The 20,844-nt window shown below is 40.0% G+C and carries 21 protein-coding genes, 1 tRNA gene and 1 pseudogene; 10 read left to right on the top strand and 13 right to left on the bottom strand.

Annotated elements, in window-relative coordinates:
* Nucleotides 1-283: 283 nt before the first annotated feature.
* Nucleotides 284-1,144 carry a PRC-barrel domain-containing protein gene (locus FXW07_RS07385; RefSeq protein WP_229394887.1) on the top strand — a complete coding sequence of 287 codons (861 nt, stop codon included), beginning with the start codon at nucleotides 284-286 and terminating at the stop codon, nucleotides 1,142-1,144.
* 340 nt (nucleotides 1,145-1,484) lie between these two features.
* Here FXW07_RS07385 and FXW07_RS07380 read toward each other — a convergent pair whose 3' ends face one another.
* Both FXW07_RS07380 and FXW07_RS07375 read right to left on the bottom strand, forming a co-directional pair.
* Nucleotides 1,485-2,624, bottom strand: a complete 1,140-nt coding sequence (locus FXW07_RS07380) for a DUF362 domain-containing protein (RefSeq protein ID WP_229394886.1) — start codon at nucleotides 2,622-2,624, stop codon at nucleotides 1,485-1,487.
* 90 nt (nucleotides 2,625-2,714) lie between these two features.
* Nucleotides 2,715-3,122, bottom strand: a complete 408-nt coding sequence (locus FXW07_RS07375) for an ArsR family transcriptional regulator (RefSeq protein ID WP_229394885.1) — start codon at nucleotides 3,120-3,122, stop codon at nucleotides 2,715-2,717.
* A gap of 237 nt (nucleotides 3,123-3,359) precedes the next feature.
* Here FXW07_RS07375 and groES point away from each other — a divergent pair, with 237 nt between their 5' ends.
* The 5 genes from groES (at nucleotide 3,360) to FXW07_RS07350 (ending at nucleotide 9,126) form a co-directional block, all read left to right on the top strand.
* Nucleotides 3,360-3,638, top strand: a complete 279-nt coding sequence (groES, locus tag FXW07_RS07370) for a co-chaperone GroES (protein ID WP_048122036.1) — start codon at nucleotides 3,360-3,362, stop codon at nucleotides 3,636-3,638.
* Nucleotides 3,639-3,786: 148 nt separating this feature from the next.
* On the top strand, nucleotides 3,787-5,397 hold the full coding sequence (groL, locus tag FXW07_RS07365; RefSeq protein WP_229394884.1) for a chaperonin GroEL: 1,611 nt from the start codon (nucleotides 3,787-3,789) through the stop codon (nucleotides 5,395-5,397).
* Nucleotides 5,398-5,826: 429 nt separating this feature from the next.
* Entirely contained in the window at nucleotides 5,827-6,654 is an 828-nt protein-coding gene (locus FXW07_RS07360) for a hypothetical protein (protein WP_229394883.1), read from the top strand.
* Nucleotides 6,655-7,021: 367 nt separating this feature from the next.
* A complete protein-coding gene (locus tag FXW07_RS07355; RefSeq protein WP_229394882.1) occupies nucleotides 7,022-7,663 on the top strand; it encodes a hypothetical protein in 642 nt (213 codons plus the stop codon).
* 266 nt (nucleotides 7,664-7,929) lie between these two features.
* Entirely contained in the window at nucleotides 7,930-9,126 is a 1,197-nt protein-coding gene (locus FXW07_RS07350) for a pyridoxal phosphate-dependent aminotransferase (protein ID WP_229394881.1), read from the top strand.
* Nucleotides 9,127-9,209: 83 nt separating this feature from the next.
* Here FXW07_RS07350 and FXW07_RS07345 read toward each other — a convergent pair whose 3' ends face one another.
* Nucleotides 9,210-9,974 (bottom strand): hypothetical protein, encoded by a 765-nt coding sequence (locus tag FXW07_RS07345; RefSeq protein WP_229394880.1) that lies wholly within the window; start codon nucleotides 9,972-9,974, stop codon nucleotides 9,210-9,212.
* A gap of 284 nt (nucleotides 9,975-10,258) precedes the next feature.
* Between FXW07_RS07345 and FXW07_RS07340 the strand changes: the two genes are divergently transcribed.
* On the top strand, nucleotides 10,259-10,429 hold the full coding sequence (locus FXW07_RS07340; RefSeq protein ID WP_229394879.1) for a hypothetical protein: 171 nt from the start codon (nucleotides 10,259-10,261) through the stop codon (nucleotides 10,427-10,429).
* A complete protein-coding gene (locus FXW07_RS07335) occupies nucleotides 10,408-11,340 on the top strand; it encodes an FRG domain-containing protein (protein ID WP_346655637.1) in 933 nt (310 codons plus the stop codon). The genes FXW07_RS07340 and FXW07_RS07335 overlap by 22 nt, the downstream gene beginning before the upstream one ends.
* A gap of 277 nt (nucleotides 11,341-11,617) precedes the next feature.
* Here the strand turns inward: FXW07_RS07335 and FXW07_RS07330 are convergent.
* A tRNA-Trp gene (locus tag FXW07_RS07330) sits at nucleotides 11,618-11,809 on the bottom strand.
* A gap of 692 nt (nucleotides 11,810-12,501) precedes the next feature.
* Here FXW07_RS07330 and nifH point away from each other — a divergent pair.
* Together nifH and FXW07_RS07320 are read left to right on the top strand one after the other, a co-directional pair.
* Nucleotides 12,502-12,627, top strand: a pseudogene (gene nifH, locus FXW07_RS07325) (nitrogenase reductase); the annotation flags it as partial.
* A gap of 19 nt (nucleotides 12,628-12,646) precedes the next feature.
* Nucleotides 12,647-13,180: a pyridoxamine 5'-phosphate oxidase family protein gene (locus FXW07_RS07320; RefSeq protein WP_229394878.1), complete on the top strand. Its 534-nt coding sequence runs from the start codon at nucleotides 12,647-12,649 to the stop codon at nucleotides 13,178-13,180.
* 114 nt (nucleotides 13,181-13,294) lie between these two features.
* On the opposite strand, the gene FXW07_RS07315 is transcribed toward FXW07_RS07320, so the two are convergent.
* The 9 genes from FXW07_RS07315 to FXW07_RS07275 all read right to left on the bottom strand — a co-directional run bounded on the left by FXW07_RS07315 (nucleotide 13,295) and on the right by FXW07_RS07275 (nucleotide 20,830).
* The gene (locus tag FXW07_RS07315; protein WP_229394877.1) at nucleotides 13,295-13,600 is read right to left on the bottom strand and encodes a Fe-only nitrogenase accessory AnfO family protein; all 306 of its coding nucleotides are present in this window, start codon (nucleotides 13,598-13,600) and stop codon (nucleotides 13,295-13,297) included.
* A gap of 425 nt (nucleotides 13,601-14,025) precedes the next feature.
* Entirely contained in the window at nucleotides 14,026-15,414 is a 1,389-nt protein-coding gene (gene anfK, locus FXW07_RS07310) for a Fe-only nitrogenase subunit beta (RefSeq protein ID WP_229394876.1), read from the bottom strand.
* A 15-nt stretch (nucleotides 15,415-15,429) separates the two neighbouring features.
* Nucleotides 15,430-15,780 carry a Fe-only nitrogenase subunit delta gene (gene anfG / locus FXW07_RS07305; protein WP_229394875.1) on the bottom strand — a complete coding sequence of 117 codons (351 nt, stop codon included), beginning with the start codon at nucleotides 15,778-15,780 and terminating at the stop codon, nucleotides 15,430-15,432.
* Complete coding sequence (gene anfD, locus FXW07_RS07300) at nucleotides 15,773-17,365, bottom strand: nitrogenase iron-iron protein, alpha chain (protein WP_229394874.1); 1,593 nt, start codon at nucleotides 17,363-17,365, stop codon at nucleotides 15,773-15,775. Before anfD ends, anfG begins: the two co-directional genes overlap by 8 nt.
* Before the next feature lie 21 nt (nucleotides 17,366-17,386).
* Entirely contained in the window at nucleotides 17,387-17,764 is a 378-nt protein-coding gene (locus tag FXW07_RS07295; RefSeq protein ID WP_229394873.1) for a P-II family nitrogen regulator, read from the bottom strand.
* Between the two features lie 13 nt (nucleotides 17,765-17,777).
* Complete coding sequence (locus tag FXW07_RS07290) at nucleotides 17,778-18,095, bottom strand: P-II family nitrogen regulator (RefSeq protein ID WP_229394872.1); 318 nt, start codon at nucleotides 18,093-18,095, stop codon at nucleotides 17,778-17,780.
* A 762-nt stretch (nucleotides 18,096-18,857) separates the two neighbouring features.
* Nucleotides 18,858-20,015, bottom strand: coding sequence for an ABC transporter ATP-binding protein (locus tag FXW07_RS07285; protein ID WP_229394871.1), 1,158 nt, complete (start codon nucleotides 20,013-20,015; stop codon nucleotides 18,858-18,860).
* A complete protein-coding gene (gene modB / locus FXW07_RS07280; RefSeq protein WP_229394870.1) occupies nucleotides 20,012-20,689 on the bottom strand; it encodes a molybdate ABC transporter permease subunit in 678 nt (225 codons plus the stop codon). Before modB ends, FXW07_RS07285 begins: the two co-directional genes overlap by 4 nt.
* A 21-nt stretch (nucleotides 20,690-20,710) precedes the next feature.
* Nucleotides 20,711-20,830 carry a substrate-binding domain-containing protein gene (locus FXW07_RS07275; RefSeq protein ID WP_346655636.1) on the bottom strand — a complete coding sequence of 40 codons (120 nt, stop codon included), beginning with the start codon at nucleotides 20,828-20,830 and terminating at the stop codon, nucleotides 20,711-20,713.
* Nucleotides 20,831-20,844 lie beyond the last annotated feature (14 nt).

Genomic DNA, 20,844 nt, shown 5'->3' with positions numbered 1-20,844 from the left:
GATAGTTATAAGTAACATCAAAAAAATAATATTAATAAAGGAGAGGTTTTATCCAATGGTTCAGACGATCTGCCAGCGTGATATCCTAAAATATAAATGAACACTTTCAAATGAACACTTTCAAATGAACACTTTCCCAAAAAACTCGTTACATTTCTGCCTTCTCTTTATTATATTTATCCATAAATTTCTACTGAATAACATAAAATATTACTTTTAATGAGTACGATAGTTATAAGTAACATCAAAAAAATAATATTAATAAAGGAGAGGTTTTGGAGCTGTGTCAGGGGGCGCAGGCTTTGGGACGGATGTCTCCGTAAATATAGGGAGTTGGAATATGGCAGATAGGGATTTTTCGGATTTTTTATCAACAGGCACGATAAAAGGAGGCAAGGTCGTCAATAGGGCAGGAGAGGACCTTGGGAAGATTGAAGAATTAATGATTGACCTTCAAAGTGGAAGGATAGCATACGTCGTATTGTCTTTTAGCGAATTTATGGACCTGGGTGACAAATTTTTTGCTATTCCCTGGCAAACTCTTACACCGAGGCTACAAGAACATGCCTTCTTACTTGGCACTACTAAAGAAATCCTGGAAAAAGCAGGAGGATTTGAAAAAGGCAACTGGCCTCTGGCTCGTGAAGAACTCGCCGGAACTTATACTTCCTACGGATACCAGCCTTACTGGCAGGTACAAACCGGAATGCCAGAAGAGGCAAAATCTGAAATGGCGACCCGGATGGGAACTATGGCAAGCAGAGATAATCCGGATTTTTTGTCAGCAAGTACGATAAAAGGAGATAAAGTTGTCAATAGAGCAGGAGAGCACCTTGGGAAGATTGAAGAACTAATGATCGACCTTGAGGATGGAAGGATAGCATATGCTGCACTATCTTTTGGCGGATTTTTGGGCCTGGGCAGCAAACTGTTTGCTATCCCCTGGCAGGCTCTTCAAATGAAACTGCACGATCACGCCATCCTGCTTGATATTCCCAGAGATGTCCTGGAAAAAGCAGAGGGTTTTGATAAGGATCACTGGCCTGTAACTAACCGTGAGTGGCTTTCTGCAATGTACAGCTACTACGGATACCAGCCTTACTGGCAGGCACAGAGAATAGAAAGTCGGCCAGGCAATTTATGAGCTTTAATCGGATGGCGTATACAGGCATCAATTTACTGTCAAATAGAGATGCGTATAATGTCAAATAGAGATGCATATACTGTCAAATAGAGATGCATAGAGATGCTGCTAAATTTAGGTTATAAATATCTGAAGCCAAAAATTAAACTTGATCAGTTGGGTTTATGGTAAAAGTTTTACATTTTTTATAATTCATAGGACTGACACAGTTGAACAGGGATATACGCAGTTGAACTGAAAAATCAGCAGCATTAGACCGTTAACTGTCTAAAACGTGGCTTTAATCCACAGTCTTTGAAGTAATTGATTTTGGTCCTCAAGTGCGTAAGTCCTATCATTGTCAGGTTTTATGGATTAGATTATCTTTTTCTGTCAAAAGCCTTGCAAGCAGTGATTTTTTAATTTCTACCGCATTGCTGGGACAGAGTTCACGACAGCAATAACACAGGATGCATTTCTCCTCATTGATCTTGAAACTCCCATCTTCTAGCCGCTCAATAGCGTGGGGAGAACAGTTTAAATAGCAAGCTCCACAGTGAGTACATTTTCTTCTGTTGATCCTGGGATAAATCTTATAATATTTGCCAAGGGTGCGGGTAAGAAAGGAAGGGGCTGTACTGACTCCTCCACCTGAAGGCTTGAATTTCATTTTGACTTCTTTTAAAGGAGTTCCGACTACAACAGGGCACTGATTTCCAAATCCTTTTTTCATGGCTCCTGCAGTCGTGGGAATTTTGAGAGGGTCAAAACCTATCATTTCCGCAGCAACAATATCCAGGGAGACACAGTCCTGGCTTGCCAGAATTACTCCGGAATTTACGGGCTTCCCATGAGAAGGCCCATTTCCTTCCATGCCTATAACCCCGTCCATAACTGCAAAGCTGGGCCTGACAACCGAATAAAGGTCGGCAACAGCTTCACCAAAAAGATCCCTTTTTCCAAGGAGATGTGTCTCTTTTCGGCACTTTAAAGGAAGAGTTCCAAAAAAGTTCTTGACCGCGCCTGTGTAGTAGGTAAGTTCATGAGTTTTTAATTTTGGGAGAGATATAACTACATCAGCTTCAAGGACAGGGTTTGCAATGTATAGTTTGCGGAATTGCAGGGGGTCAGGGACATCTACCAGGGTAAAGCCCGAAGTTTCGAAATTTACTACCTTTGCTCCGGCTTTTCGGGCGGCTTCTTCTATACCTGAAACTTTCAGGGCTTTTGAGGTGGCTCCTGGCCTTGAGATCCCGGCTCCGTCCCCGACTATAGGTCTGCCTCCGGCTTGAAGTACGAACTTACACATTGACGCTACAACTGAAGGATGGGTGGTTACTGCATTTTCAGGAGAAGCAGCCGCAATGATATTTGGTTTAAGGAGCACGCTGTCACCGGGATGTATTATATTCTCAAGGCCCCCGAGAAGCTCCAGAGCCTCAGCTATCGCTTTTTCTGTATCAGAATAATCAGGGCAGCGGACTACGGATACTCTATTCACGGCTGAGGAAATAAACGAGTTTATTGTTGAATTTCTTTCCGGTTCAAAGTTTTACTGTTGAATTTCTTCTTTATCTCTGTCTTAGTTTTCTCATCTATTTCTGATCCCTATCCTTAGATCTATTTCTTCAGCTATGCTTTCGAGCTCATCAAAAATTCTTTCCGAGTCTTTTCGCATCTCTTTTACTGCAGCTTTCAGGCTTCCCCCGCGTAGATATACCAGGCGTTTTTTTCTGTAAAGGAGACCTGAGTCATTAAGATTCCGGAGGTGATGGTTTACTCTGGATATTTTTATCTCAAGGTCTTCAGCAAGGGATTCTGAGGAAGTTATTTGCTCATTTGAGAGTCTATCAAGCAGGGTAAAAACGATCCTGGTCGCGGTATTTTCCGTATCTCTGCCCGAAGAAAAGCCAAAGCTATCGCACAACCATAAAAGGTCGTCTTCCAGACTTTTGACGTGCGGTTTTTCAAGATATTTGAGGATTATCTGTTGGACCATCAGTGTATATTTTACAATAGTCCTTATATTTAATTTCTTTGTATTTTATCGATATCATTTCGATTTTTTGGGAATCGTATTTATTTTTCCAGTAATTTTTAAATATGAGTTCCGCATTATATGCAGATAGTCAAGCGCATGAGCGCTCAACATATTGATCAATCCCATACTGACTCATAGCTACCAGTTAATGTTCAGCTAACATGGGGTCACTTACACATAAGGAGGAACAATAAAGTGATTATCAAACCTATTGGCGAACGAGTCTTGCTCAAGCACCAGAAGAAACAAGAAGTTACAAAAGGCGGGATCTATATCCCGGAGTCTGCACGGCAGGAGAAAAAGGAAGGTATTGTTATTTCGGTAGGGACTTTTGAAGATGGAAAGGAGCTACCCCTGAAGAAAGGTGACCGTGTGATCTACGGGGGATATCAGTCAGACGAAATTGAAATTGACGATGAAAAGTACCTTTTTGTCGACTTCAAGGATATTCTGGCAACAATTGCTGAAGAATAATGTTGAACGAGGCCGATCCTGAAGAACATAAGTATGAATGTATTCAGATGTGATTCATGGAGTTTAAGACTATATCCAAAATTTAATTCTCCAAATTGAATTTGAGAAAAGATTTGATTCTATTTGACTTTAATCCAGGTGAATACAGATGGCTTCAAAGCAGATAATGTTTGATGAAAATGCAAGAAAGGCACTTTTAAACGGTGTAGATAAAGTTGCAAATACTGTCAAGATAACTCTCGGACCGAAGGGACGTTATGTTGTACTGGACAAAATGACAAAACCTGTGGTCACAAATGACGGGGTAACCATCGCAAAGGAGATCGAACTTCATGACAAGTTCGAAAACATGGGGGCCAAGCTTGTCAAAGAAGTTGCTTCCAAAACTCAGGATAATACAGGAGATGGAACAACTACTGCAACTCTTCTTGCCCAGAGCATGATCAGGGAAGGCCTGAAAAATATCAGTGCCGGAGCAAACCCGATAGATGTCAAGAAAGGTATTGAGATTGCAACAGAAAAGGTCGTAAGCTATCTCAAGAGCAAGAGTAGTGAGGTAAAAGGTAAGGAGAAAATCGTACAGGTAGCTACAGTTTCTGCAAATAACGATGAAGAAATTGGCAATTTGATCGCGGATGCCATGGAAAGAGTCGGCTACAACGGGGTAATCACGGTTGAAGACTCCAAAACAATGGAGACTAACCTGGACGTTGTAGAAGGAATGCAGTTCGACAGAGGTTTTGTATCTCCTTATATGGCAACTGATTCTGAGAAGATGGTCTGCGAGTTTGAAGACCCTTACGTCCTGATTACAGACAAGAAAATCAACAGCATGAAGCAGATCGTTCCCGTGCTCGAAAAAGTCGCTTCTGAAGGCCGTTCTCTCCTTATTATTGCCGAAGATGTTGATGGAGATGCCCAGGCTGCCCTGATCCTGAATATCATTCGTGGAGCACTGAGGGTCTGTGCAGTCAAGGCTCCAGGATTTGGGAATGAGAGAAAGGAGATGCTTGAAGACATTGCCGTGCTGACCGGCGGGCAGGTAATCAGCGAAGACAAGGGCATGAAGCTTGAGGAATTCGATGATTATATGCTCGGAAGTGCCAGAAAAGTCACAGTTGACAACCACAAGACCATCATTGTAGAAGGCAAGGGCGAAAAAGCACAGATTAAGGAGAGGGTCAAACTCATCGAATCTCAGATTAATATTGCTGACACGGATTACAAGAAGACCGAACTCAAAAAACGCCAGGCAAAGTTAGGAGGCGGGGTCGCAGTAATCAAAGTGGGAGCCGCAACCGAAACCGAGCTGAAAGAGAAAAAGATGAGAATTGATGACGCTCTCAATGCCACAAAAGCCGCAGTTGAAGAAGGTGTGGTTATCGGGGGCGGAATAAGCCTTTTCCGTGCAGCTGCCATTCTGGACTCACTGAAACTTGAAGGAGACAGAGAGATAGGTGTAAAAATAGTCCAGAGAGCTATCGAAGAACCTGTACGCCAGATCGCTGAAAACGCAGGCAAGGAAGGCGCCGAGGTCGTTGCAACCATCAGGGCTGAACCCCGCGAACTCTTTGGGTACAATGCAAAGAAAGATGTCTTTGAAGACCTCTTTGAAGCAGGTGTCATTGACCCCACAAAAGTAGTCAGAAGTGGCCTCCAGAACGCTGCTTCAATTGCTGGAATGGTACTTACAACCGAAGCTCTTGTCACAGACTTCAATGACGAAAAGGACGAAAAAGCAGCTACAATTATCATCTAATTTTAGCTTTTTCCTTTTTTCCTTTTTTGTTTCTTTTGTCCTATCTTCTTTTTTCTTTACTCTCTTTTGTTCTTTTTACCTTTTTTCGTTTCTTTTGTCCTATCTTCTTTTTTCTTTACTCATTTTTGTTCATTTTACCTTTCTTTGCTTCTTTTGTCCTATTTTCTTTTTTCTTTACCCTCTTTTGTTCTTTTTGCCTTTCATTGCTTCTTTACTCCTTTTCTAGATTTTCTTCCAGCTTATCTCCCCTTTGCCCTGATTTTTTATTTTACTTATAAGTTATATATTTCGAATATCATATTTCATCAATAACCATAATTATTAATTTGCCATCTTGTAGCCCATCTTGTAAGATTACTGTTTATACATTTGGCCTACGTTTTAATCCAGTTTACAATAAAATCTTCTACTGAACAGGTGAAAATAAGTATGTTTGAGGTTTACTGTGACTCTTCCTTTAATGAAGGCGAAGACTCTTATATTGGTTGTACTGTGCTCCGGGACGGCAAACAGATCCACCAGTCTACAACAAAGGTCCCCGGTGCCCCTAAAAATAACCTTGACTGTGAACTTGAGGCCCTTTCTTTCGCTGTAACCCTTTCTAAAATTTTTTCCGAAAGCGATAGGGACATTACCATTTATAATGATTCTACTGAGGCTGTAAAAGTTTTCCAGAAAGAAAAGCCGGAAATTGAAAAGAAATTTCCGGATCTCAGCATTAATTTTGAATATATTCCACGAGAAAAGGTAAATCAGGCAATTGCAGACAGTTTATCCAAAAAATTTCCGGTATTTTTCCTGAATGTTCCCACCTGTGAGGTTGAATCTTTTTCCCGGAGAGAAGACATTCTTTCCGATATTGCCCGAAACGAGCGTAATATCTTTTATCTGGAGAAAGTCGACGAAAAATCCACGAATAAAAAGACATGCTACAGGTTGATTATCCGTACAATAGATAAAATCCTCTCGAATGACCGGTTTTATCTAATAAAAAAAGGAGGCCCGGGCACGCAGGTAAAAGTCGCAGAAGAAATAAGGAAAGACCTGTCCGACCCGCATTTCGTCTCCTCGCTGGAAGCAAAAGGTGTCAGGCTTGAAAACTCCTACTTCCTGCTCACGGACGAAACCTGGGGGCTTCGAGGCACGGACAATCAGACCTGCTCCATTCTTCCAGGCTCAATTTCCCACAGGATCATCTGTGACGAAGTGGACCGCTCCCCTGAAAACCTCTTCAGAAGAGCTGAACGCTTCAAATAATTTTTCTGCCCGAAACCAAACCTGTCTTATTTTTTCGATCAACCATTGCGCCTGTTTATCACAAACCGTTGCGCCTGTTTATCACAAACCGTTGCGCCGATTTATCACAAACCGTTGCGCCGGTTTATCACAAACCGTTGCGCCGGTTTATCACAAACCGTTGCGCCGGTTTATCACGCCGGATAGGGACCGGGGACAAGAGGCTCAAACTCAAACATTTATCGGGTTTTCGCTCAAGCCTTTTTTGAAAAGGCTTGCGGGCAAGCAGTTTTTTTGAAAAGGCTTGTGGGAAAGCAGTTTTTTAAAAGGCTTGCGAAAGGGCTTGCAGTACCTAATATTTATGAGTAGTCACTATATACTATATGGGGTGCGAGTTACGGTAGAAGATCCTGAAAATAAGATATGTAAGACTGTTCCCGATGTTCGGCGGGAAACAGGAAAGGAATCTGAAGGAAATGCCAAAGAACCGAAAAAACTCGGTAAAGAGGAGGTTCAGTATGCTGGAGTCCCGGCCGGTGAAGGCAGTATGTCCTGTCTTGAGATGCCTGAAGAGCAACGTAAAAACTTCATCCTGGAGATACAGCAGGTGGCAGAAAAGATACTCAAGGCCCACGGGGTTATCAATGAAGTTTCTGATCTTTTGAAGGGCGAATGGTTCCTTAAGCTTCAGAAATCCGGGTTTGAGAATAAACTGGTTCTTGCAAAATACGGGGAAGAGGTTTCCATAGGGTTTTTTATTTACTCGGACGATGTATCGGTTCCAGATCCGAACCTTGTCTTGCTCTCACGGGATGGGCTCTGGTATCCCCAGAGAATAGAGGAAAAACTTAAGGAAACGGTTTCTTCCTTTTTTGCAGGGGCATATGGTGACTATGACTTCCTTAATATTATTCCTGAAAATCTTGAAAAGTTCCAGGTTTTCCAGCGAGATTTTGCGAAAACAATTGAAAGCCAGGGCTGGAGTAATCCGGATGTAAAAGTTCTCGAAAAAATCATGCCAAGAAATTAAGCTATCTTATAAACTGGTTTCTGTCTTATAAACGAGTTTCATGCAGAAACTAACTTTTTTCCTCTGTTTTCCCAGGAGTTACCCTATTTCCATTTCAGGCTTCTTAGAATTCGGCCTTTTTATTTCTGTATTCTCAGTTCTGATTTTGTTTTTCCCACAGAATATTTAAATCTTGAAAGCATACGCAGTTTCAGATATAACATCAACAGTGTTACTTGCTTTTACTTCAGCTCCTCTCACAATAATCGATTTTCAGAAGGTTTTCTATGTTTTCAATAAATTCCGAATGCATCTTATCAAAAAAATCTGAAGATATTCCTCCTTTCTATGTGATGGAAGTGCTGGAAAGTGCCCAGGCTCTGGAAGCTGAGGGAAGACACATAATCCACCTTGAAGTAGGAGAGCCTGATTTCCCTACAGCTCCCCATATCTGTGAAGCTGCCTGTGCTGCTATTGGTCGGGGAGCCACAAAATACACTCACAGTCAGGGACTTCTTTCGCTCAGAGAGGCAATAGCCGAATCCTACCAGCAGAAGTACGGAGTCGAACTGAGTCCGGAACAGATTATTGTAACATCCGGCACAAGTCCGGCTCTTTTGATTGTGTTTATGGCTCTGCTTGAGAAAATGGACGAAGTAATAATGTCAAACCCCCATTATGCCTGCTATCCTAACTTCGTGAAATACCTGGGCGGAACTCCTGTTTTTGTTTACACGAGCGAGACAAACGGGTTTGCCCTGGAACCGGAAACAGTAAGGCAGTGCCTGAGCCCGAATACTAAAGCCATCCTGATCAATAGTCCTTCAAATCCTGGAGGGCATGTCATGTCTCCGGAAAATTTGCAGGGCCTTGCAGAGATCGCGGATGAAAGAGGAATTCCCATTGTTTCGGACGAGATCTATCAGGGTTTGATCTATGGCGGGAACGATCATACTATTCTAGAATACACGAAGAACGCCTTTGTCCTGAATGGTTTTTCCAAATTATATGCTATGACAGGCTGGAGGCTCGGCTATATTATCTGTCCTCCTGAATGCGTCCGTGCAATTCAGAAAATTCACCAGAACTTTTTCATCTGCGCCAATTCTTTTGTCCAGGAGGCAGGAATCGCAGCCCTTAAAGGTCCGCAGGATCACGTCGACGAGATGGTCCACACTTACAACACACGCCGCCAGTACATGTTGAAAAGGCTTATAGAAATGGGCCTTGAGGTCCGTAAAGAGCCGATGGGAGCCTTTTATGTCCTTGCCGATGCCCGCAGGTACGGCAGCGACTCTCTGGAACTGAGCCGCCGCATTCTTAACGAGGCCGGCGTTGCAGTTACGCCAGGAATCGATTTCGGAAACGGCGCCGAAGGCTATCTGCGCTTCTCCTATGCCAACAGCATAGAAAATATAAGAGAAGGTATGGACAGGTTGGAAGCTTTTTTGGAAAAAGAGCTTGAAGGATTAGAAATTCTATAACTGAGTTTAGATAAATCCTTCCTTCATTTTCTGACCAATTTTCTTTCACTTTTTCTAACCAATTTTATCCTCTAATATTGTTTTTAAAATCCGGAAAGACTGCTCTGAAGCTTGCCGTTTTTTTCCGGGCAGAAAAGCCCTGTTATCATCCAGGTCCCATAAGTGAAATGCGTTCCCATGATAAAGTAAAGTTCTTTCTCTTTCATGAAGTCCCAGAAATACGATTCTAATTTTCGTTCTACGGCTGTCGGTTCCTGTTCATCTCTTATAATGTTCCGTACAGTTTCATTGAATTCCCAGTCGAGCAGGATTATTTTATGCCCCCTGCAGGCTTCTTCTCCCTCACACCTGAAGAAAAACCTTATCTCGACAGGCATTCGGGCGGATTTTTCCCCCTTTTCCAGAAAATCTCCTATGAGGTTAAAATACTTCTGTCGGTCATAAACTTCAGTGCTGTTCACCTTTATCTCGAAATCCAGGACTTCAGGCTTTACCACTCCAAGGCTTGCTCCTTCGAGATTCAGCTTTTCAATAGACGTTACGAGCGGCAGGATAAGCTCCTTTATTTCTCTTTCTTTAAGGGGCTTTTCCAGGTTTATATGACTGAGGACTTTCCTGCTCTCCCACCTGACATCGTGCTCGGGTTTAGTAACCGTGACCTCAAGAAGGTCATTCTTTCGGAAATCAACCAGCCCTTCCCCGTATCTGAATCCCAGGGGGTAGAGCCTGAGCAGTTCTCCATGTTTATTGATGCCGATAACTCCAACGGCATGTCCGTCCCCATCTTTTTTACTTTTTTCAGGGGTGGCTCTGACAAGGACAGCTATTTCTTCTTTTTCACGTCTCAAAATAAGAACCTCACTTGCTGTTGAGCAGGTTTTAGCAGGTAGGAGAAGATTGGATCTTCGGGTTATTAACCATTGGGGAAGTCACGTGAAAGTATTATTTCTTCAAACTCTACTATCTTCAGGCATGAAAAGTTAGATTCTTGAGTGTTGATTAGCATGAAAGTATTAAACCTGAGTACAGTGTACCTACTTTTCCGTAAAATCTAAATTCAATGTGTTTTTGAGTCAAGAAGTAGAATCTTTTTAAGTTATTGGCTTTATTCTATCAAAAAAGAGGCTAAAAAATGACTATTGATTTCAATGAAACAGATAAATATTTTGAAATTAACTTTTTAAATGAAGAAAAACCGCACTCATTATTATTAGATCTATATTTTAATCCTGCCAAAATTCTGGGCGACTATTTTGAAAAAATTTTTCCTCGAGATATTGAATATCAAAAAAATCATGCATAATACCATATACTGTTGACTTTATAGAATGGAATGGATGGTTATTCCGCGGTCACAAAGATGCTGGTTGGAAATTAGAAACATCATTCGAAAGACTAATCCACAACAGAACTATTTTTAAAAATGATTTTGAAATCGAGACTGACAGAACCAAGTTTAGAGACTATTTTGAAATAGAAATGGGTATGATCAGAGAATTTAGAAGAAAAGTATTCGAATATGCCCCTCATTTAAAAAGCCTACGTGAAGAAGACTATTATGAATGGATTGCAAATATGCAACATTATGGTTGTAAAACAAGATTTTTAGATGTTACCTTTTCGTTTTTTGTTGCATTATATTTTGCAGTTGAAAGTATTGAATTTTCTAAGGTAAACGAAGATAGTAAAAAAGGAATGTTCACAATATGGTTTTTTAATAGAATGTGGATCGAAAAAAGATATAAGGATTTTCTTCCACGTGAAATAATGGATCTATATAATAAATACGATCAATTAGGAAAAGATGTTCGCATACAAGATAAAGTCTTAAACTACGTACCTGATTTGAAAGAACAGAAAAAAGAATTCAAAGACGCATTTAAAACTGTGATTAATATGACCCCTTATTATTTAAACGAAAGGTTAGTAAGACAGAAGGGCTCATTTTTGGTTCCAACAAATCCATACTGTTCATTTGAAGAAAATCTGTTTAATATGATCAAAGATAAAAATGACATTTTTAGAATTATCAAAGTGAATGTTGAATATAATGATAAGTCGTTGTTGTATATGTTGAAATTCCTGGATGAAATGAATAATACTAGCAGTGTACTTTTTAACAGTATTGAAGGCCTATGTAAAAATATTAATTATAAAAGTCTGCTGCCCAATGATTCAATTATCATTTCGCCCAATAAAGGAATTAAGAGCTAAGTAAACATAAGCAGACCCTGAAAATACGCCTAGGATTAGCGCCAACATTTTTACGAGAATATATGAATGTGATTATTCCGGTTTATGAACAGTCCTCAATAATGAAGTCATTGGTCGCTTTTAAATGATATCGTTTTTGATCTCTAAACGTCATATAGTTGCTTTTACTTCTGCACATTCCGCTAAATGAACCATTGCAAAGAGTAATGTAAAAAAGTATGTATGAAAAAAAATCTTAAAAGAAGATGTATAAAGAATTTAAATTAAAGAAAAAACGTGGGGCTGGTGAGATTCGAACTCACGATCGACGGGTATCTCCGAACAACTGCTTACACAGTTTTCTGGTGAGCATCTATCAGTGCTCCAACGGTTCCTCATTATCTTGCCCCGTCGGGAAAGACTCAGTATACCCGTTGTTCATCATTTATCCGCTGGAGCCCATCGCCATGCCGGGCTAGGCCACAGCCCCTTTACAAGGATACTCAAATATCTTTTCTCTATTAAATACTTAACGGCAGGAAATGATGTTTTTCTGGAAAATGCATACCTTTTGAAAAGATGTGGACGTAAATTATCCACTGAAACTTATGTTATTTCTTTAGTCATAACTTATAGAGTCCCTTTATTATGCTTACTCATAACTTTGCCAGGCATGAGTACTCTATATGTAACTTCAGAAAATCCGTAAATCGTACAAGCACTTACAATTTCATTTTTATGTCTTGCAAATTTTTAAAACAATCAAGTTGTAATTATCCTCTTATTTTCTAAAGTGGTCGAGATAGCATTCATTTTTTAGTTACTTTGCGACAAAAACAATTTGTCTCCTTGCTTTTAGTATTCAAAATATATGTTTATATAGACATAACGATGTAACAATGTTTATTTTGGGATTAAGTGCATAGTTATATGTGAGAATAGTTACTTTTTACAAATTCTAATAATTAAAGGTCTCGTTTTTTGGACAATCAAGGCGATTGATCATTTTTTAGTACGTATCTCACTTATACTCAGCTTGTTTCCAGTTTATTCACAGCTTAGTTTGGGAACCTTGTTTTATTCATTTCTCATTTTGTTTAATAGATAATTATTTATATTATTAAGTAGGAAATTGGTTACTGTGTTTCTATAATATAAATTAGATTATGAATACCTAGACATAAAGTGGATAATGAGTTTGAAATGATGGAAGAGTTCGTATCCAAATTTGGAACACAACTTATACGTTTTGTAACACGATACAACATTGTTCAAAAAACAGAGTTCAATAAAAAGACTGTTGTGGATACAGGTAGGGTGTTTTCTAATGGATCAGGTTCGATATACTCAAAGAGACTGCACGGACAAAGAGAAAATAGAAAATTTTCTTTTGCATGAAAGAACAGGTGTCCTGGGAATGGTAAATGGTACTTTTCCTTATGCTATTCCAATGAATTATGTGTGGCACAAAGGTTCAGTTTATTTTCATGGTATGGGTTCTGGTAAAAAAGAAGATATTCTTTCCCAAAGTCCACCTGTTTGTTTCACAATATATCAGGAGCATGGTACCGTAATTGATCCTGTACCCTGCCATGCTGATACGGCATATATGAGTGTAATGCTTTTTGGAAAGGCAGAAAAAGTAACCGACTTTGAAGAAGCTGCTGAAGCTCTCCAGAGACTGGTTGATAAATATATGCCAGAATATTACAATAATTCTTTAACCAGCAATTTTATTGAAAAGTATCGTTCTTCACTTGACGAAAATCCGGTTTCAGTTTATAGAATAACACTCCAGGGAATGACAGCTAAAGAAAACTCAGTGGAATCTGAAAAACTGTTTAAATCGGAAATTCATTAATTATATGGTATGGTTACAAAAAGCGAGGCATTTTGGGAGAAAGTCCCAAAACGCCATTTATAGTACGAGCCTAAATGATAAAGGAAGTGACAGCTGATATGGATATGCTGGTATTCATAGAGTTTGCCTATTCACTATTCTGATGGTCAATTTGTTCGGCAATTCGCTTACAATTTTAGATATAAATCCTAAAACCTCTAACTCTGTGTTAAAACACTTCGGAACATGGCTACAAATAACATCCAGTCTGTTAACTTTTCCATTTTTTAGATATGAAATTAAAACTTTTTTTAAACATAAAGAGGGATTCTCTAAAAGTACTCCTTCATGATTTTTTACGGTGTCTTCTACAGCCATCCATATCGCAGGAATGCCATTAGCATTGCAAACTTTTTTTCGAAACGACTCAGAACTCTCCATTTCCTCCCTTCTTCTTCATAAACTGTAATAAAGCCAGGTTTATATTGTAAATTATAATAGCTTTAGGCTACAGTCAAAACAGTTTCTCGCTTTCGAGACTATCTACTCGCTTGCATAAGTTCTTAGGGACTAAACCTTGAGTAAAATGATACCTTTACTAAAATTTTCTATTTAAATAAGGTAGCATAAAATGGACAGCCAATAAAAGCAGTAGGGATGCACCCCTGCATCTCTTTGTTTCGCCAGGGAGTTAGGAGCGAAATATCTGTCATTTGCAATCGGATGCACCATCGTTACTTTAATTTATATCTTTTTCAATTGATTCCGCCAGAATTAATTAACACTGTGAACTGGAAGAACCTAATAAAATAACAACTGAATTTCACATATTCAATTGATTTAAATTTTTAACCACACAATAAACTTCACCATACATTCAATATCCATTCCCTATCCTTTTTGAATTCCATATCGGTGAAAAGTGTGTTTGCCATCTGTTCAGCGAGCCACATAGCACCTTCATATCCAACAACTGGATGGCGGTATAGCCCTGCACGATCAAAAGTAGGGAAACCTACACGTACCATCGGGATATTGTTATCAATAGCAGTCCAGCGACCCTTGGAATGTCCCAGGATAAGATCAAGTTCAACTTCCTGATCCTTGATCCGCCTTTCAAGTTCCCACAGATCTGCGTTCATAATGATCTGCATATCGAAATCGACTTTTTCCTGGAATGCTTTGATGCGTGGATCATCCTTATATGTGTTATTGTCATCGCCAAGAAGAAGAACCACAGGTTCCATCTCCATATCTAGACAGAATTCAGCAAGACCTATGACAAGGTCTGGATTTCCGTAAATGGCAACTTTTTTGTCGGCAAAAAACATATGGGTAAGATCGGTAATTGCGTCGATTGCAATTCCCCTCTCACGAACAAGTGATTCGGGAATTGGTTTTCCGGTCATTTTTTTCAAATTTTGCAGGAAGGTATCCGTATTACGGATTCCAATAGGAGTCGGTCCTATGACTGCAGAAACATCAAATTTGTTTTTAAGGTATTCGGCAGCTTTCCCACCTTCGTACCTGTTCAATGCAATCGTTCCCAGTGCATCCGCAGTTCCGGCCAAGTCCTCTATCGTTGTGCTGCCGTGGGCGAATCCACTTTTATCCGGCATCAAAGGAGAATCAAAGCTTTCAATTTCGAAAAGGACTGTTGCATCTATGTCCATTTCGGATAGAAGGTGCTTGAGAGCTGTAACGTCTCCGGGATTGACCCATCCGGTAATTAGATTGAGTTTTCCATTAGGTTTATCTTTTTTTGCAAACTCTTTTACGATATCATGCACCGCCACATCGTATCCTGTTATCATGCTTCCTTTAAAACTTGGAGTATGGATCGGAATAAGATGGACTTCCCGATTTGCATATTTTTCTTTCAAAAGATTTTTGTTCAGCTTCCTGATAAGACCATCAATATCATCGCCGATGACTTCCGTCGAGCACGTCGTGATGATTGGTACGACCTTTACATGCGGATACCTCATCAAAAGAACATCGACAGCCTCTTCTACTCTATTAAGAGCTCCAAACACTGCACCATCCTCGTGAAGAGACGAGGATGCGATCTCGAAGCTATCCTTGAAATGCTGCGCGAATAGCATACGAACGAACATTACACATCCCTGTCCCCCATGAACAATCGCGATACAATCCTTTATTCCTATGCTGGCATACTGTGCTCCGCAAGGCTGGCATGTGAATATAGGGTTGATAATTCCTGGACGCTCTCGTTGTTTTAGTTCACAAGACATGATATTTCCTTTTCCTTAATAAAGTGAGTTAGTGAGTTCTTGATTAAGTGACCCATTAATAGTTAAGTAATCAATACGCTCTTTGAGCCCCTGCATAAGCAGCTTGATGTCTTTTTTGTCCATTGTGCCCAACCATGGACAAGTCTTTTTGAAACCATTGGCTAAGTACACAGCATCTACCCAATAGCACCTATCTGAAGGTGTGCTGAGATCGAGTGGTTCGTCGCACAATAACTGCATGGTTTTTGTAAGAATCCCCTCATTTTGTCTCTCTCTGTCCCAGGAACGGGAGTGAAACTGCCACAGGCACCATTTCATAATGAAATCTACTAGCTGCTCTATCCTGTCTTTCATAACATCATCCATTAATGGCCTCACCTCCTTCCATTACCATGCCAAGCGGCTGCTGTGGTTCAAGCTTGGGATATTTTTTACTGCGTAGTCTTGTGACAATATCCCATTCGCCGGTATATGGCCTTTCCTCGATTGGGGTTTTCCCATCCTCAATGATATTCACATCAGAAATCATCTTCCTAGTCACGAATCCTTTATCAGTGGAGATCTCATCCTTACTGATGTCCAAACCAGAAAGCTGATGAATCGGTGAATAGATGGCATTGTAGAGATCCCTTGCAAGCCTGACCCATCCTTCAAACCCTTTATATGGACCATTGTGATATCCATGAATATTGAGATATTGGATCCTCATCTTTTTGGAAACCTCACCCGGACGGACACCTGTAAGGACACAATCGGGTTTTAATATCTCCATAGCTTCAAGCCCTTCAAGTTCGTTAGGATCGTCAATAGCAAGTGCTCCTTCACTGCACCGAGCAACACCTTTTTCGAAGTCTCCCTGATGACCGAATTTTGAATACACTGAAACAACTTTAACTCCCATTTCTTCTTCAATTACATGTGCCCAATGCCAGAGTTTGGAGCCGCCAGGCCAGAGACAAATTCTTTTTCCTTTCAGACGTTTAGCATACCAGTCAAGTTCCGGTTTCCATCTAGCAATTTCTTCGTCTATAATAGCCTGGGCTTCTTTTTCAAGTCCGAAAAACATAGCCACTTTCATTAGTGATGCTGAGAGCGGTTCAAAACCATATCCATCGATATCAAGACGTGGAGTTCCGTATCTTTTTCTTAGTTCGTTACAGATGTATTCGGCAGAACGCGCACATTCTAGCACATTGAGATGGGCCAGATGCATACCCCTAAGATCGTCATATGACCCGTTTCCAGTAAAGGTGGAAAGAACCTGAATCCCCATTCTCTGGAAATAATCCACCATAATTTCCGCATCTCCCTGGATGTTGTAATCACCAACATAATTGATGACGTATTTGCTTTTAATTTCAGGTTCAAATGTTCCGACCTTTTGATCGATCCAGGCAATATTGATTTTGTGATGTCCTCCTGACTGGCTAGGTCCCCCAAAGCCGGGAGCATTGCAGACGAAGATATCAACGTCTGGCATTTCTTCCATCACTTTTTTCGCAACTGCATTCATATCGTCTCCAATAAGTGCTGAAGCGCAAGTTTGGTAGATACTCATTCTTTTGATATCCGGAAAGGCCTTGAAACAATCAATAATATTTTGTTTGAGCAATTTTTCAGCGCCGAATACGACGTTCTTTTCCTTCATATCTGTCGTCCAGGCATATTTAAGCTGGAAGTTGTCGTTATCGCTAATGTAACGCTTAGTATGCCAGGTATCATAGGTACATCCAACTGGGCCATGGCACAGATGAATGACATCTTTCATAGGTGCGCCTATAACATGTTTTGCACCGCAGAAAGCGCATCCCCTTTCTGAAATAGTCCCAGGGATCGTGTTGAGGTATCCAAGGGGAAGGCAGGACGTCAAATCTTCCCCTGACCCTTTTATAACAGCATGCATCGCCCTTTCGGGAATACATTCGCTGCACTTAAACGTGTGATATGGCATGGATTCGTGTCTCCTTATTTTTTATAGAAGAGCATTGTCGCCCTGTTCGTCTGTTCTTACTCTAATGGCATCATCAACAGGACAGATGAAAATCCTCCCATCACCGATGTCACCAGTTTGGTTAACATTCATAATTGTTTCAACTATTGTGTCAACATCTTCATTACGGGCAACTATGGAAAACAGGCGCTTGGGAATATATTCCATCCTCCTCCCAGCTTTTATACTCTGATCCAGAATTTCAGGGCGAATCTCAATGTCAAGTTCGGTTGCGATACCTTTTTGTTTACCTCTTCCAAAAACTGGAATCGCAGTTAAACTCGGAACACCAAGTTTCTCAAGGGCTTCTTTTGTAGGCACAACTTTTTTTGGACGGATTATTGCAATTATTTCTTTCATAATTTTACTCTCCTCAAAGGCCTGCATCCCTGGTACGTATTGTGTATGCATTGTCAATGGGGATGACGAAAATTTTACCGTCTCCTTGATAACCGGTGTACGCTTTGTATTTGATAAGTTTAACAACTTCTTCAACAGATTTGTCTTCTACAACTAGCATAAGCATGGTTTTAGGAAGCTCATCATAGTGTATTGTTCCAACTGTGATTCCTTTTTGTTTTCCACGGCCAAATGCATCTATTTTTGTTAGTGAAACAAATCCCCCCTCTGCAAGTCCTTCCATAACGTCATCCGCGGCTTCAGGACGTATTAAAGCTTTAATCATTTTCATATTAGTCCTCCTTTCACCGCCGAACAAACTTTGTAATACGAAACATCATTCGGCGGCAAATGAAGTTTTGTGGAATACAATGAAGTTTTATGCTGTGTAGTGAATGAAATTGCGTTTAACTCATATCAAGAAGCTTTGTGACAACAACAGTTTTTTCGATAATTTCAAGTTCAAGCTTAAGTCTTCTTTTTCCTGATTACACAGACCATCGTAATCAACAAAAAAGGTTGAACTTTATCTCTGTACTATTTTGTCCCATCGCATAGCGAATTATCCGAGTTTTAATAGTCTTCGAGTGTGTTTTTAACCTCCTTTCTATACTTTTATCACGTTATGTTTTCTAGAACATAACGTATATTTATAATATAGGAAAACAGTAACCTATTTCCTATTTAATATTATATATAGCTTTTCATCACTGCAAGTTAACAATAAAGAGATTTCAGAAAAACAAATTTTGTAAAAATTTGAAATTTTATATAAAGAATATATAGAAAAATAGATAATTTATATCATTAAATTGGTATTTTAGGCTTTTTTGCAATTAATCATGAGTAATTAATAATATAAATAATTCAATAAGTTGTTGTTTGCTAGTTTATTAGTATTAAAATTCGATATGTTTATGTAAACATATCGCATGCTGGCTATAAAGAGTCAAAATGAACGTTGAGATAACTACTAACGTTTTGTCTTTGAAAATATAAGCCTTGTAATTACAGATGCCCAATATCCTATCAAAAAAAAGTGCTATTTGTTGAGTTATAAGCTACGGAACGCAACCATTTTACTCGTTTCCAGTTTAACCAGGCATAAACCACCTGCACACAGCTTCATGGAATCAACAAATTGCGCAGGAACTTCTGCAATCAGAGTTTTGTTTTGTCTGACAAGCTTAAGTGTGATTCGTTTTCTTGGCCCTTTACTGATGATACTATTGACATGCGCAGAATAGACATTTTCATCATGATTTTCAGGACCAGAATCAGGTAAAAGAAGAGTTATGTTCTCGGGATGTATTCCCCAGGAAACTTGATCTCCAGGTTTGAGGTTTTGGGATTTTACTTTTATTCTCATATCCCCGCTTTTTAATATTATATTTTTTGACTCTTCATCATACCTTTCTACTTTAGCTTCATCAAAAATGTTTGATAAACCAGTGAGGTCTGCCACATGCCGGTTTTCTGGGTGATACAAGATTTCTTCCGGAGTTCCGAACTGCTGGACATTCCCCTCATATAAGATAAGAATTCTGTCAGCCAGCAGGAAAGCTTCTTCAAAGTTGTGAGTAATGAATAACAATGGTATTCCAATCTTGTTTTGCAAATTTTTTATTTTTTCGGCAAGTCTGGTTCTTATTCCCATATCAAGTGCGGAGAACGGTTCATCCAGAAGCAGAATCCCTGGTTTGGGAGCAAGAGCCCTTGCCAGAGCAACTCTCTGCTTCTGCCCGCCTGAGAGCTGCGACGGGTAACGGGTTTCCAGTTCTTCAATGTGGAGAAGATCCAGCATTTCCGCAACCCTTACTTCCTTGTCCTCTTTTTCCCAGCCTTTGAGACCGCATTCTATGTTTTTTCTGACATTCATGTGAGGAAAGAGGGTATAGTTCTGAAAAACATAGCCAAGATTGCGTTTCTGGATGGGCAGGTTAATTTTCTGGTTTTTGTCGTAGTAAACTTTACTTTCCACAGTTATTTTTCCATCATCAGGTTCCGTGATACCTGAAATACATTTGAACAACGTGGTCTTTCCTGATCCTGAAGGCCCAAAAAGTACAACAAGTTCGTTTTCCATTTCAAAGCTGATATCTAAAGTAAAAGCTTTCTTAGTACTTGTAAAAGCTTGCTTAGTACTTTTTTTGCCATTGATTTCAGTTTCTTTATACTGTTTTTTAAGGTCAACTTTTACGCCCAATCTCATACCTCAAGTTTTCCTACGAATCTACCAGTCAGTGCAATGGTCAGCAGGGACATAAAAACCAGGATTAACACAAGCAGATTGGCAAGTTCATTATTGCCTGCCTGAAATGCGCTGTATATTGAAATCGACATTGTGTTCGTTTTTCCCGGGATATTCCCTGCCAGCATGAGAGTTGCCCCGAATTCTCCAATAGCCCTGGCAAAACTGAGTATAAGTCCTGCCAGTATTCCCTTTTTTGCAAGAGGGATTGTTATTTGCATAGCAGTCTCAAGTTCACTTTTTCCAAGGATATAGGCAGCATACTCTATTTCCCTGTCCACTCCTTCAATGGCAGCTTTTGCGGTATGTACCATGAGAGGAAGGGAAACCGTATAAGCCGCAATAACTGCTGCCTGCCAGGTAAACATTATCCCGGTCCCAAGAGCATTGAAAATTATCTGTCCGAGAAACCCATTTCTTCCCACCAGAATCACAAGAATGTAACCAATTACAGTGGGGGGAAGGACAAGGGGAAGGGTCACGAATAACTCCGCAAGCCCTTTTCCCCGAAAATCACGCCTTGCAAACACGTAGGCTATGGCTACACCACTACAAAGTACGAGAATAGACGATATGGCTGCTACCCGAAGCGTAAGAGATAAAGGAAACCATATCTTGTCCAGCATGGAAATCATTTTTTGTTTTTAACTTGTTTTTTATTCGGATTCGGGAGTAAATCCGTATTTTTCCAGTATTTCCTGTCCTTCTTCTCCAGTTACGAAATCCACGAATTCCTGTGCTTCTTCTTTGTTATCAGAAGCAGWAATCAAGGCGATAGGATAACTGATTG

Origin of the sequence: Methanosarcina sp. DH1 (assembly GCF_020804205.1) — an archaeon.
GTDB lineage: Archaea > Halobacteriota > Methanosarcinia > Methanosarcinales > Methanosarcinaceae > Methanosarcina > Methanosarcina vacuolata.
This window is presented reverse-complemented; position numbering and strand designations above follow the sequence as displayed.